This window comes from Microcoleus sp. M2_D5 (assembly GCF_036701935.1).
In the GTDB taxonomy this organism is placed as follows: domain Bacteria; phylum Cyanobacteriota; class Cyanobacteriia; order Cyanobacteriales; family Microcoleaceae; genus Microcoleus.
In genome coordinates, this window is sequence record NZ_JAUBRP010000102.1 from 4,562 (window position 1) to 18,472 (window position 13,911).

Here is a 13,911-nt window from a genome sequence, read left to right on the forward strand (position 1 = left end):
TTTGTGGAACAGGCATCTTGCCTGTTCTTCCCACAATCAAACTGAATTTTTGTGGAACAGGCATCTTGCCTGTTCTTGATGATTTGAAAGTGCAATTAAAGTAATCTAAAATATAAAACTATATGACTTTTATTCTCTCCAATTCTGCTTCTAAGTTCTCGATTAAATTATTTATTAACTGTAACTGATACAGTTGAACATTAATATTTAATGAGTCTTTGCTCTCTTGAAAACAGATAACTTTTCCGGCGATTTCCTTGTAGTGTTGCAGCATGGAAAAAGTATCGGTACTGAAGCGAGCGAGATAGTTTTTAGCAGCCTCGCTGCAAATTTCTTTTACTTGATTTAAATAAGCTTCTGACGATTCAGGCGGCTTTTCATACCCAGTTCTTTTATTCAAAATATAGCTAGCACCGCCGACTACAGCAGCTCCCACAGGCCCGCCCAACAGCCAACCTAAGCCTGTGGCGATCGCCACTGGAGTCACTTCGCTGTCGATCGACTTTTGAGCAGGAGGCGACGGCGGTTCCGGTAAGCTGACTTGCGGGGATGGAGGAAAGGAAATCAAAAGTGCGATCGGCTGTTCTTTCTCAAAGAATTCGCAAGCTTTATTTACCCATTCTGCGATGGTTTGCTGCTGATGTAAGACCTCTCGCTGAAATTTTAGCTTCCACGCATCAAAATTCCCTTCCTGAAGCGACAGCGCCATTTCCGATTGATACCGCTGTAAAAGTGTGGGCTGGTAAAGCCAAATCTCGAAGTCGGAAACGCTGGCTTGAAAGCCTTTTGATATCAGTTTTTCAGCTTTTTGTTTAATTTCAATTTTGTCTTTATGCTTCTTTTGAGCAGCGGCTATTTCTGCCGCGACAGTTTCAGCTTTGGCTCGGAGAGATTGGCAAATTTTAGTAGCTATAGCTTCAATTCTGGGCAACTTAACTGCTAGTTGTTCCTGTTGAGCTGCCACAATACTTTGCAAAGCCGATTCAAAGCTGGCAATTCCTGTAGTTTGGGCGGCCGCCACATCTCCTTTCAGCCTCGCCCTCAAAGCCGGCAAAGCATCGACGCGGTAGATATTGCTGATATTGTTCGGCAAGTTCGAGCGAAAACTTTCGGCAACAAACAACAAGCGATTGTAAACTTGTTTTTGGTCGTCTGGTTCGAGTAAATTGAGAAAATTGGCAACAAACACTACAGTGTTGATGTTGCGATCGCTCAACCAATCTCTCAAGTTCTCCCGTTCGCCTAAAGTCATCAATTTGCGAGCATCTAAAACCTGCACAACCAAATCAGCCGTTAGCAATTTATCCCGAACCAAATTATCCTGTTCTTCGCGATCGTTGGTTCCCGGCAAATCCAGCAATTCTACACCCGTTTGCAGGAATGGATGGGGACAGTAAACATTCACGGCGGCCACATCATCCCGCATTTGTCTGGCGTCGTCAAGGATGGCGTAGCGTTTCAAAACATCAGTCCCCGGTTCGCTAATTTCCGTGCCGTCTTTCAGGGTAATTTTTGCGTGCAATTCCTCGCCGTAGTTGACATAAATGGCAGCACCTGTAGTGGGCACGAGGTCGATCGGCAAAGCACGATTTCCAAGCAAAGCATTCAGCAAAGTTGACTTGCCGTAATTAAACGGGCCAAAGACAGCAATTTGAAAAGTTGGTTTGGCGAGATAGTCGCAGATTGAGGTGGTATCTCGATACAGTTGGGAGTTTTTGTCTAGTTCGAGAATACCGAGTGCTGATTTAAGATTGTCGGTGAGGTATTGATAAATTTCGGGTTGTTGCATATTGTTGTTTTATTTCAAGCGGATGCTAGGAAAGCTTGATATAGCGATTCGATACTCTGCGACTCGGCAGAAACATCAGCCTCCAATTTTTTCAACCGCTGCGATTCAGCCTGACAATTAATCTCGCGAGATTCCTTTTGGTTCAGCAAATTATCTAACTCAGATTTTCGAGAATTAATATCATCATTCATGCGATCGCCCACTTCTCGTCCGTAAACATCAAAACACTCTTTCACAGCATCGTGAATCGGCTGCCACTGCTCTTGAGCCACCTGGGGCAGATATTTCACCAGCTCTTTTTTCGCGGCTTTCACCAACTGTTTGTGAGCTCCGTCTGCTTGCAAAACCCCAACACCCATCCCCAACAACGCCAAGTACAGCGGCCCCAAAACAATCCCCGTCAAACTAGCAAGAATCGTACTAACGCTCAACACAGTAATTAAGTTGAGCAGGATATTTTTCCAATCAAAACCCGCTCCTGCCATTGCTACACCTGCCAGATTTCCAGTCGTTAAGGAGAACAATCCCATCGCCCATTTTGCCCAACTGGGCGAGTTATCTTCGTTGGAGTTGCTGACTGCTGCTGGTATTTTTTGTCCCGTTAGTTTTTCGGTAATTTTTTCAGTCACTTTCGTGTAAGATGCTCCGTAATTTGCGGCACTTTTCGAGAGTTGCGAAAATGCTGAATTCATTTCTTGTTCAGCAGTTAGAGTCCAAGCTGCTAGTTTGTCATTGATGTACTGCTCGAATGCTCGTTTGAGAGATGCTTCAAAGGCTTCTCGCTTGCCTTGGCTGAAGAAATCCAGAAATCTCAGCTCTGGTTGATACCGCAAAAAGTCTGTTTCAAAGGTATTTTCTAAGTTGAGAACGTAGGTGCGGAAAGAATCTGCGATTGCCCGCGATTTACTATCTCTAACTTCAATAATTTCTTGTTGAAATTCCTCGCGAATCTGAGTCAGCTTTTTAAACTCCGGCTCAACGGAATTGATTTTTTCTTTCAATTCGTTGACATCGCGATCGAGTAATGGTAATCTGCGTCCAACAGCTTCGCGGACGCGAGCAGAAATTTGACGCGCCAAAGTCCTCGCCGGACGCAATTCCGAAATCGCCCTTTCCTGGGTCAAAAACGTATTCAGTGCCGCCATAAACTCTGGAAAACCAGTCCCTGTCAAATCCGCATCCGGGTTTTTAATCCGCAATCTGAGCGCCTTAATTGAGCTAATTGCAAACACTCGCTCGTCGTAAATATCGTGTCCTTCTGTTAAACAATATTCAGCCAAATTAGCTTGAAAAACCCGCCGCAATTTCCCTTCTGCTTCTGCTAATTCTTCAGGATCGTCCGGGTCAATCAAACTTTCCCGCACCTGATCCCAAGCATTAATCAGAAAGAAAATGCTCAAACCGCGATTTTTGATGTAATTTTCTAGATAGCGTCTTTCACCCATTGTGCAAGGCTGAGTGGCCCTGAGTACGAACAAAATAGCGTGGCAGTTGTTGATGTAACCGAGAGATAATTCATTCCGGGATTCTGTATCGTTCAGTCCGGGACTGTCTACTATTTCTATGCCTTTTTCTAGCAAAGGTAAGGGATATTCTACTACGGCGCAATCGATATCGGGAAATGCTGGTTTCTTTTCTGCTTCTAGGCGTTTGGCCTCAGCGGGGTCAATTGTGTAGTTCTGTTTAAAACTTTTAAAGTCTAGCTGTTTTGGGCTTTTGCCGTCATTGAAATAAACTGTTACTTTTTTTTCTGAACCGTAGCGCAAAATCGTCAGCAAAGCTGTACAGGGATTTACATCGCTGGGCAGTAAGTTTTCGCCGATTAACGCATTGAGAAAAGTGCTTTTTCCGCGTTTCATGTCGCCTAGCACTAGCAGGCGAAAGACTCCTTGGCGCAAGTTTTTACTAGCGACATCAATGTCGGCGTTGTCTGTTTCTAAACCGAGTTTTCCCGATGCTTCTCCTCCTGCTAATTCTGATTGGTTGATGGCTGTGGCGATGTTGCTGAGGCGATCGGCAATTTCTCGGCGGACGGCTGCTACTCGCTCTAAATCGTTGAGAAAGTTGCTAGTTTCTACTTTAAGGTTCATAGGGTTTTCCTAATAGTTTCCTGCTTGAAAATTTCAACTTCTGTCTTCTTCAATAAACATTTTGTAAGCGATGAAAGCAATGCCTCCCACTATCAGGGCGGCTGCCAGCCAAGATGCTATGCGAACTGCAACGATAACAGCAATGACAATGCCTGTAAATTGAGCGGCTGCTATAATTTTTCGGCGCCACTGTTTGAGTTTGCCGTTAACTTGGCTGTCTGGTTCTTGGTACTTGCTCGTTAGATGTTCTGGCACGGAGCGGTCGATTTCGGCTTCTAGTTCGCGGAGCCTAATTTCTTGTTCGCGCTTCCGCAGTTCTTGTTCTTTGCGCCGGAGTTCTCTGGATTTGTTGTCTGGAGAATTCATAAATTTTAGCCTGTTTTTCGCTGAAAAAATGTGTTATTTATTGTCAATGTTGCGGAGCGATAAGTTCTCTACGACTGTAACTCACCTTTTCCCGCCTGTCGAGAAATGTTAAGAAATTTTAAAAAGGGCGATTCCCTACGGGATAGCTACGCTTCACGACTAATTAAGCCGATCGCCCGCACCGCTGCAAATCATCAATAGCCTTCGGGCCCGATAGTCGTGCGATCGCACTCCGCTTCCGACAAATCAACCAAGCGCGATCGAAATAAGTTGCAGCCCGCTAATTGAGCTTTGCTTAACTTGGCTTTCTCCAAATTAGCACGGCTCAAATCCGCATATCTCAAATCGGCATTCGTCAAATCTGCATTGTACAAATCCGCACCTTGCAAATTGGCTTTCTGCAAATTAGCACCTTGCAAATTGGCGTGACGCAAATTTGCTCTTGATAAGTTTGCTCTTGATAAAGTTGCTTCCGACAAGTTAGCTTGATAAAGTTGAATATCGCCCAATTCAGCATCTTGCAAATCAGTTTTATAAAGATTGGCTTGAGTCAAATTTCCGTAGGGCAAATAAGCTCGCCTCAGAACGCTACCAGAAAGATTTATTTCTGTCAAATCTGCTTGAAACAAGTTATCTTCACTTAAGTCAACGGCGTTAAAGTTTCGCTGGCCCTCAGCATACTGAGCGAGCAATTCCTCAGCGCTTAGCTTTTGCATTTTCACCCCTCATGACGACAGCTACTGCAGCTAATCCATAACAGTAATTAATGGTTATTATTCTGCGTATTTATACTTATGTCTCTTATTATGTTAAGCTTGTGTAACAACAGTCGCATTTTTTCTAAGATTTTTTTTATATTTGTAAATTTGTGCCTTGCTCAACCCGTAAACGGTTAGCAATGTCAAGATCGAGAAACCAAAGCCAATCCTCTACTGAAATATGCCAGAACTTCCTCTCTCCATTGCTCAGCACTACCACGAACGGACTAAATACGACCCTGAAACCATTGCTGCTAAAAGTAAACAGCTAGATTGGACAGAGCAACCTGTGCCCTTCAAAGAATATAAAATTGGAGCGTATTTTGACCTCAAGCCTTATCTAAAAGACCCCTCGGAGGATGTTGATGCCGATCCCGATGCCGCTTGGTGGCATCGGTTATCTAGCTTGTTGCTGTGCAGCTACGGGTTGACGGCGAAAGTGCAGACGGTAGACGACAGCTACCTGTATTTGCGATCCGCACCGTCGGCGGGTGGACTCTACCCAGCAGAGGTTTATTTAATCTCCCGCGGCACTCCGCAGTTGCCGGCCGGACTTTACAATTATCAGTGCAGAACTCATTCACTTGTTCATTTTTGGGACAGTCAAGTTTGGCCCGGATTGCAAGCCGCTTGTTTCCAGTCGCCAGCGCTAGAAAATACCCAATTGGCGATCGCCATTACCACTGTTTTTTTCCGTTCTTCTTGGCGTTACGAAGACCGAGCTTATCGGCGAATTTTTCTAGACACCGGCCACTTATTGAGCAATATCGAGTTAGCTTGCGCCGTCAACGATTACCGACCTCACCTGATTGGAGGATTCGCCGACAAAGCTGTCAATGAATTACTGTACATCGACTCGGAGCAAGAAGGAGCGATTTGTGTAGTTGCTTTAGCCGACTTGCTAGATATTGACCAAAATTTGCCTAAATTTAAAACTGCTTTGCCCGGAAACACCACCACTGATTACCCAAAAATTTCCGAAGGTCAACTGTTAAAATACCTCCATAAAGCCACGCATTTAGAATCAGACCCTACCGGATCTGACGGCTGGAAACTTGATGAAAGTGAAGGGGTACTAGAGGATAAATACAACTTTCCCTTTTGTACTAAAGTTTCGACGGTAACTCCTTCGATTCCTTGGGGAGTGAACCTGGAAAGTTTAGAAAACACTATGCTCAAAAGGCGTTCTACCCGTGCTTATACAGGTGCTTCTTTGAGCTTGGGCGAACTGCTAGCTATGCTGGATTTTACTTACCAACCGCAGCACTATATCGACCAAGGATTAGACGGTTCTCCCGACTATTTCGATCTAAGTTTGATCGAGACTTTTATTGCTGTTTCGGGAGTGCATGGGTTAGAAGAAGGCTGTTACTATTACGCTCCGAAAGCTCAAGAATTGCGGCAAATTCGGTTTAAAAATTTCCGCAGGGAACTGCATTTTTTGTGCTTGGGGCAAGACTTGGGTAGAGATGCGGGGGCGCTGTTGTTTCACACGGCGGATTTGAACAGGGCTGTAGCAAAATATGGCGATCGAGTTTACCGCTATTTGCACATGGACGCGGGTCATTTGGGCCAGCGGTTGAATTTAGCAGCTATGCAACTGCGTTTGGGTGTCAGCGGTATCGCGGGCTTTTTTGACGATCGCGTCAATGACGTTCTCGGTATTCCTGCGGGTGAGGCTGTGCTTTATATTACAAGTCTGGGAAGACCTCGATCGTAAGAATTAGTTAGTTGTTATTTGTCAGTAGTATTGCTTCACTCAGCCCAGGCGCATCTAAATTTTACAGTCAAGTTTGAGGAAATTAGGATCGTGGATTAAATAACTTCCTACAAAAAATGCAAGTTATTTAATTCTCATTCCTTAACATCTTACACTATTCTCAAGAACAGGCATCTTGCCTGTTCCACAAAGAGTGAAATTCGGTGTTCCACAAAGAGTGAAATTCTTGTGGGGAGTAGGGGTTGGGCGTCCCGCCCGCTCTAAAAATACAACTTAAATGCGAGACAGCTTACCTATTTAATTTACTCTTTTACCATTGCTACTTGCCAATACAAAACCTACTAAATATTCTGTCGAGCACTGATTCTGTCACTTCTTCGCCCGTAACTTCTCCCAATGCTTGAATTGCGCCGCGCAAATCTATTGTCCAGAAATCTAAAGGCAATTTGTTGCTGATAGTATCCGTGCATTGTTCCAGAGAAATTTTAGCTTTGGTTAACGCCGCTGCTTGCCGCTGGTTGATTGCTAAGTCTGAGTTTGCTGCTTGCAAATCTCCCCCGCTGACGGCATCTAAGATTGCTGTTTCTAAGTCTACTATGCCTCGATCGATGGCGGCGGCTGTGGTAACTATACGGTGAATTTCTGAGGAAAAAGGTAGTTCGGGGAGGGTTTTTACTAAGTCGATTTTGTTGATAATTATAATTAGCTGGCGGTGCTTTACTTGTTCGTAAATTTCCGAATCTTCCTCCGTCCAGCCAGATTCCGCGTCAATTGTCAACAACACTAAATCGGCTTGTTTTGCTGCGGCGCGCGATCGCTCAACGCCAATTTTTTCTACCTTGTCTTCGGTTTCTCGAATGCCCGCAGTATCGAGCACCTGCACCGGAATGCCACCCACAACTAGCTGCGATTCTACCACATCCCGCGTCGTACCGGGCAAATCCGTGACGATCGCCCGATCGCTCTTACTCCACGCATTCAACAAACTCGATTTTCCCACATTCGGCCGCCCAACAATTGCTACTTTCAAACCGGTTCTCAACAATTCTCCACGATCTGCGGTTGCCAAAATTGTTGACAATTCCTCCAAAACATGATTTATTTCCAAAGATATTTTAGCTTCATCTAAAGGCGGCAAATCTTCCTCAAAATCAATTCTCGCCTCAATTTCTGCCAGCAGATCCAAACAAGTTGTTCTCAATTTGCGAATTGGCTGCGCTAATTTTCCCTGCAAACCGGCCAAAGCACTTTGTGCAGCAGCGGGGGATTTTGCTCCCACCAAATCGGAGATACTTTCCGCTTGAGTTAAATCCAGCCTCCCGTTCAAAAAAGCCCGCAGCGAAAACTCTCCCGGCTGCGCCAATCTCGCCCCATGTTCCAAACACAACTGCAAGACTTGCTGCACCGCCATAATACCGCCGTGACAGTGAAATTCCACCACATCTTCGCGAGTAAAAGAACGCGGTGCTTTCATGATTAGCAGCAAAGCTTCATCGACTAATTCTTGAGTTTTGGGGCGGCGGATATGGCCGTAAAGAATGCGGTGAGACTCCCAAATTTGCCGTCCTGGGGCGCGAAACAGAGTTTCGGCAATTTTTAAGGCTGCGGAACCGGAAACTCGCACAATGCCGACGCTGCCTTGTTGGGGAACTATGGCAGTGGCGATCGCTGCGATCGTTCCTCCTTTTGTTAGTGATTCAGACATTTTTATTGTTCACACATTTAAAAGTTCTCTCAATCTCCTGTTTTTGAGTATCAGGCAATTGCTTCTCGGTATTTGAGAGTATAAATCTCTAGTTCGTCATTCAAAAAATTAAAATAGTCGCCCTTTAGGGCAAAATGCACCAGTTTCCGGGTCGAAGCGTAGGAGATATTTGGTAATCTTTTCCCTAGAATCGCTAATTGCTCGTCGGCTGCGAGAGACCAGATAACTTGAATTAGGGATTCAACCACTTGTACGTTCATTTGACTGACCTCCGGCTTTGTTGTTAAATTATACATATCTCATTGACAGGATAAACAATTTCAGCATTTTTTTTCTAAAATATTAGAAGAGCGTGGCAACAGCGATGGACTTGGCTAGCCAATCCGATCGCCCGTTTGTCCAGTCAGTCGATTTTAGATTTTAGATTGACTCCACAAATGAATCGGGTAGCTTGAACAGGGGTCTAAAATTTTGGGAGGCTAACGACTCCTGTCGGAAAGCAACTATCGGTTTTTGGGTAGGAGTCACGGATCGATCGAACTTAAATTACTCAGCCAAATATTTTGGCTATTCTGATTTCATGCAATAATGGAAAATTGACAATCAAGCATCCAGGATACAAGCCCCCGGATTCATCCGTGGAGAAAGAAAAAACCTGTATCCGATGAAACTTGCCCCCCGAATTTATCTGTGGGGTCAATGCTTCAATCTAAAATCTAAAATCTAAAATCTAAAATCGATTGACAGGGTAGAGGGCAAAGTATGATTGGTCAACTTCTAGACAGACGTTACCGCATCATTAAAGTCACAGACTCAAGTGAGGTGGGAAAAACTTATCTAGCAGCAGATACTCACCGTCCTGGGTATCCGCAATGCACGGTTAGAGAAATGCGACTTCCCGGCACAAGTTCGCAAACTCCAGAATTAGTCAAAGTTTTATTTCAAAGAAACGCCGAAATAATTGAAAAATTGGGAAAACACGACAAAATTCCCGAATTATTGGCGTATTTTGAGGAAAATCAAAGTTTATACTTAATTGAAGAATTTATAGCCGGATTACCTTTAAGTCAAGAACTAATACCCGGTCAACCTTGGGAGGAAGACCAAGTAATTAATCTGCTATCAGAAATATTAGAAATTTTGGTGTTCATACACGAGAAGGGTTTTATTCACCGCAGAATTCAACCAGACAGAGCTATCCGGCGCGAGTCAGACGGCAAATTTGTATTGGTAGACTTTAGCTTAGACAAAGAAATTAACCCGGAACTTGCTAACTGTCATTTGTTGTCGCAAACTTCCCCGAACTCTGTTAAACGGCCTGTGGCAAAAAAACAGGATTTGGCGGCTCAGGAGTTATACGTGCCGATCGAACAATTGAGCGGCAACCCCCGTTACAATAGCGACATTTACGCTCTAGGTACGATCGCCCAGCTTGCCGTGACGGGACTCTCGCCCAACGAACTGAGTGCCTTAAAAAACAACAAAGGCGAAATTCCCTGGCGAAACCGGGCAACTTGTTCGGCCGCCCTAGCAGATATTATCGATCGAATGGTGCGCCCCGACTGCGATGAACGTTATCAGGAGGCCGCCGAAGTTTTAGCAGACCTCAAACAAATCGCCGTAAAATTGGAGGTTGAGCCGCCGCCAGCCACAATCATCACGGACGCTATGAGTCAACCGCGAAGACAAAGCCAAACCAAACTGCTGCTGTTGGCTGCAACAGCGGCAGCTTTAATTTTGAGTGCAGTCATAATTTACTTTTGGCAGAGTCAAAGTCCGGCGAGGGCAAAAGAATGGTTGGCCCGCGGCGTTAACAAGGCGCAGCAAGGTGACACAACAGGCGCGATCGCCGATTATACTCAAGCGATCGCCCTGAATGCCAGCGATGCGGAAACTTACTACAAGCGGGCGAACGCTCGCTACGACACGGGCGCAACCGAGGAAGCAATACAGGATTACACGCAAGCAATTAAAGTCAATCCCAGCCACACCAAAGCTCTCTACAATCGAGGTATGGCCCGCCTCGACACCGGGGACAAACGGGGGGCCGTGGAAGATTTCACGCAAGTAGTGCGACTCAATCCCAGCGACGGTGAGGCTTACTCTCAGCGGGGTTTAGCCTACTACGAGTTGGGCGACTACCGCACAGCAATAGAAGACTACACTCAAGCAATTCGGCTCAGTCCCAACGATGCTACAGCTTACAGCAATCGGGGTTTAGCTCGATCGGCTGCGGGCGACAAAACAGGAGCAATGGCAGATTTTACTCAAGCGATTCAAATTAGCCCCAACCAAGCTGGCGTTTACTACAGTCGCGGTCGAGCCAGATTTAATCTGGCAGATTATCAAGGAGCGATGGAAGATTATACTAAGGCGATCGAATTACAACCCGATCTCGCCGATGCTTATACCAATCGGTGCAGCGCTTACTTGAATTTAGCCACCTACGACAAAGCGATTGCAGATTGCACCGAAGGAATTCGCCTCGATCCAAAAGATGAAGCAGCTTACAACAACCGCTGCATTGCTTATCTGAATTTAAAACAATATCAAAAGGCCAGCGAAGATTGCAGTTTGACGATCGGACTCAACGGCAACAATCCCAAAGCATACAGCAATCGAGGATTAGCTCGATCGGCTTCGGGAGACAAGCAGGGAGCTTTAGAAGATTTTACTCAAGCAATTCGACTCAATCCCAGCGATGCAGTAGCTTACAGCAATCGCGGTACTATTTACTCAGAACTAAAAAATTACCCTTTAGCAGTTGAGGATTTCGCTCACTCGCTGCGGCTCAACCCCAACAATGCTAGCGCTTTTTACAGCCGAGGCCTCGTCCGCCGCCAACTCAAAGACCGTGCTGGGGCGATCGAAGATTTTCAGAAAGCTGCAACCTTGTTTCTAGAACAAGGAAGAGCCGATGGTTTCCAAAACGCACAAGCACAAATCAACGACCCTAAATAAACTATTAGTCACCATTCAGATGTAAAAAAAAGCAGAAAAAAGGCAGAAGGGAGAAGAAAAAAGGAAGAAAGAAGAAAGCAAAATTACCAATTACCAATTACCAATTACCAATTACAAATTCCCCGTTACCAATTCTAAATTATAGATATGAACATGGTTGGTCAACTTTTAGACAGGCGTTATCGCGTAGTGCAAATTCTCAGTTCAGGAGCTTTTGGACAAACTTATTTAGCTGTCGATACTCGCCGACCGGGCCATCCTCAATGTGTAGTCAAACAACTGCGCCCTCCCAGCAACACTTCCACAGTTCTCAAAACAGCTTATCGCTTATTTAAACAAGAAGCAGAAATATTAGAAAAGCTGGGAAAACACGATCAAATTCCATTTTTACTAGCTTATTTTGAAGAAGCGAATCAATTCTACCTCGTCGAAGAGTTTGTCCCCGGACACGCCCTAAATAGGGAAATTGTGGCAGGTCAACCTTGGCGAGAAGAACGAGTGCTGGATCTGTTGCAAGAAGTGTTACAAGTTCTCGCCTTCGTACACTCTCAGGGAGTGATTCACCGCGATGTTAATCCCTCCAACTTAATCCGCCGCAAACCAGACGGCAAATTAGTTTTAATTGACTTCGGTTCGGTTAAAGAAGTTGCAAGTCACGTCAGTGACTACGATACCGAATTTCCGCGCACCATTGCTACTGGTACTCCGGCTTATATGCCGATCGAACAATTTCAAGGCAACCCGCAATTTAGCAGTGACCTCTATGCAGTCGGGATGATGGCAGTCCAAGCTATCACGGGTTTACCCGGTACGGATTTGCCCAAATTGCAAGATCCGAGTCCTTCTCATACGGGGGAAATTGTTTGGCGAAACCGAGCTCAATGTTCTGTGGGATTAGCCAATATAATTGACAAAATGGTGTGTCATCAATTTGCCAAGCGCTATCAATCGGCGGAAGAAGTTTTGGTAGCTCTCAGCAAGTTGAGACACCGCCAAGAGCCGATGAATCCCGCTCACAAGAAAAGTATGGCTCCCAGCTTAGTTTCTTCTGATAGTTTTTCGTCACGTTTGAGAAGTCGATTTTGGTTGCTGATTTTGGCGGGGTTCGGGGTGGCGATAGTTCTGCTTTTTCTGTTTAGTTACTGGCGCCGCCCGAATCCGATTAAAGCTAAGGAATATTACGAAAAGGGAGTGGAAAAGTCTAGCAAGAAAGATGCGGATGCAGCTTTGCAGGCTTTTAATAAGTCAATTCAATTGAATCCTCAAAATGCTGAGAGTTTTTATGGGCGGGGTAATGCTAATTATGATTTAGAAAAGTATCAAGAAGCAATTGCAGATTATTCTCAGGCGATCGCTCTCAATCCTAAATATGTTCAGGCTTATTTTAACCGCGGCCTAGCCCGTCACGATTTTAACGACACGCGCGGGGCGATTGAGGATTACACTCAAGCTTTGAATCTCCAGCCCAAGGATGCTGATACATATTATGAAAGAGGAGTTGCTTATTTAGAACTGCAAGATTACAAGATGGCTATTCAGGATTTTAACGAAGTAATTCGGTTGCAGCCGAACCAGGTTAAAGCTTATCATTCGCGGGGGTTGGCTCGTGCTGGGAGCGCAGATTTGCAGGGGGCAATTGGAGATTATACTGAAGCAATTAAACTTGATGCTAAGAATGTTGATGCTTTCTACAGTCGGGGGAGAGCTCGCTTTCACCTAGGAGATTATCAGGGAGCGTTGGCGGATTATTCTCAGGTAATTGCGATCGATCCCAAGAGTGGAGATGCTTACGCTAATCGTTGCAGCACGCAGTTGAATTTGGGAGCGCATCAAGCGGCAATTGACGATTGCACTCAGGCAATTTCGCTGAGCGAGGAGGATGGGGTTCCTTACAACAATCGCTGCATTGCTTATTTAAATTTGAAGGATTATCCGAAAGCAATTGCCGATTGCACTCAAGCGCTGACAGTGAATCCGAATGATTTTAATGCTTTTAACAATCGCGGTTTAGCTCGCAGCGCTGGGGGTGACGCGCAGGGGGCGATCGCAGATTTTACAGCAGCAATCGGGTTCAATCCCAACAATGCGGAAGCTTACGCCAATCGGGCTAAGATTTATCAAGAGTTAAAGAATTACAATAGTGCGATCGCAGATTACGTGCAAGCTATTCGGATCAGTCCGAATTATGCGGCTGCTTACTACGGTAGAGGCATGGTTCGTAGCTCCTTGGGAGACAAAGCCGGAGCGATTAGCGATTTAGAAAAAGCCGGCAAAATGTTTCTCGATCAAGGACTTACTGGCGGTTACAAAGATGCACAATTTGAGATTGAAAAGCTCAAGTAATCAGTAGTCATTAGTCATTAGTCATTATTTCTCGGTGTTATATTTCTTATGTGGCAGATTTTTATAATCTCATATCATGTCCGGTCGAGCGACCGCGATTTTTGTAGATACTGTCTTGAGCTGTCAAGGGGTAGCGATCGCATAATTGGGGTCGAAAGGCTTTTGGGATTTTAAAATAC

At 45.1% G+C, this 13,911-nt stretch carries 9 protein-coding genes; 3 read left to right on the top strand and 6 right to left on the bottom strand.

Annotation, left to right across the window (positions count from 1 at the left end; genetic code table 11):
• Nucleotides 1-118: 118 nt before the first annotated feature.
• The 4 genes from QUA50_RS27005 to QUA50_RS27020 all read right to left on the bottom strand — a co-directional run bounded on the left by QUA50_RS27005 (nucleotide 119) and on the right by QUA50_RS27020 (nucleotide 4,961).
• Entirely contained in the window at nucleotides 119-1,789 is a 1,671-nt protein-coding gene (locus QUA50_RS27005; protein WP_333268292.1) for a dynamin family protein, read from the bottom strand.
• A 14-nt stretch (nucleotides 1,790-1,803) separates the two neighbouring features.
• A complete protein-coding gene (locus QUA50_RS27010; RefSeq protein WP_333268294.1) occupies nucleotides 1,804-3,879 on the bottom strand; it encodes a dynamin family protein in 2,076 nt (691 codons plus the stop codon).
• Between the two features lie 33 nt (nucleotides 3,880-3,912).
• A complete protein-coding gene (locus QUA50_RS27015) occupies nucleotides 3,913-4,245 on the bottom strand; it encodes a hypothetical protein (protein WP_333211487.1) in 333 nt (110 codons plus the stop codon).
• A 194-nt stretch (nucleotides 4,246-4,439) separates the two neighbouring features.
• Nucleotides 4,440-4,961: a pentapeptide repeat-containing protein gene (locus tag QUA50_RS27020; RefSeq protein WP_333268297.1), complete on the bottom strand. Its 522-nt coding sequence runs from the start codon at nucleotides 4,959-4,961 to the stop codon at nucleotides 4,440-4,442.
• A gap of 223 nt (nucleotides 4,962-5,184) precedes the next feature.
• On the opposite strand from QUA50_RS27020, the gene QUA50_RS27025 reads away from it, so the two are divergent.
• Entirely contained in the window at nucleotides 5,185-6,723 is a 1,539-nt protein-coding gene (locus tag QUA50_RS27025; protein ID WP_333268299.1) for a SagB/ThcOx family dehydrogenase, read from the top strand.
• A 319-nt stretch (nucleotides 6,724-7,042) separates the two neighbouring features.
• Here the strand turns inward: QUA50_RS27025 and mnmE are convergent, their stop codons facing one another.
• Both mnmE and QUA50_RS27035 read right to left on the bottom strand, forming a co-directional pair.
• The gene (gene mnmE / locus QUA50_RS27030) at nucleotides 7,043-8,428 is read right to left on the bottom strand and encodes a tRNA uridine-5-carboxymethylaminomethyl(34) synthesis GTPase MnmE (RefSeq protein WP_333268301.1); all 1,386 of its coding nucleotides are present in this window, start codon (nucleotides 8,426-8,428) and stop codon (nucleotides 7,043-7,045) included.
• A 50-nt stretch (nucleotides 8,429-8,478) separates the two neighbouring features.
• Nucleotides 8,479-8,688, bottom strand: a complete 210-nt coding sequence (locus QUA50_RS27035) for a hypothetical protein (protein ID WP_333057296.1) — start codon at nucleotides 8,686-8,688, stop codon at nucleotides 8,479-8,481.
• A 502-nt stretch (nucleotides 8,689-9,190) separates the two neighbouring features.
• Between QUA50_RS27035 and QUA50_RS27040 the strand changes: the two genes are divergently transcribed.
• Both QUA50_RS27040 and QUA50_RS27045 read left to right on the top strand, forming a co-directional pair.
• Complete coding sequence (locus QUA50_RS27040) at nucleotides 9,191-11,389, top strand: tetratricopeptide repeat protein (RefSeq protein WP_333268303.1); 2,199 nt, start codon at nucleotides 9,191-9,193, stop codon at nucleotides 11,387-11,389.
• Nucleotides 11,390-11,542: 153 nt separating this feature from the next.
• Entirely contained in the window at nucleotides 11,543-13,732 is a 2,190-nt protein-coding gene (locus tag QUA50_RS27045) for a tetratricopeptide repeat protein (protein ID WP_445243196.1), read from the top strand.
• Nucleotides 13,733-13,911 lie beyond the last annotated feature (179 nt).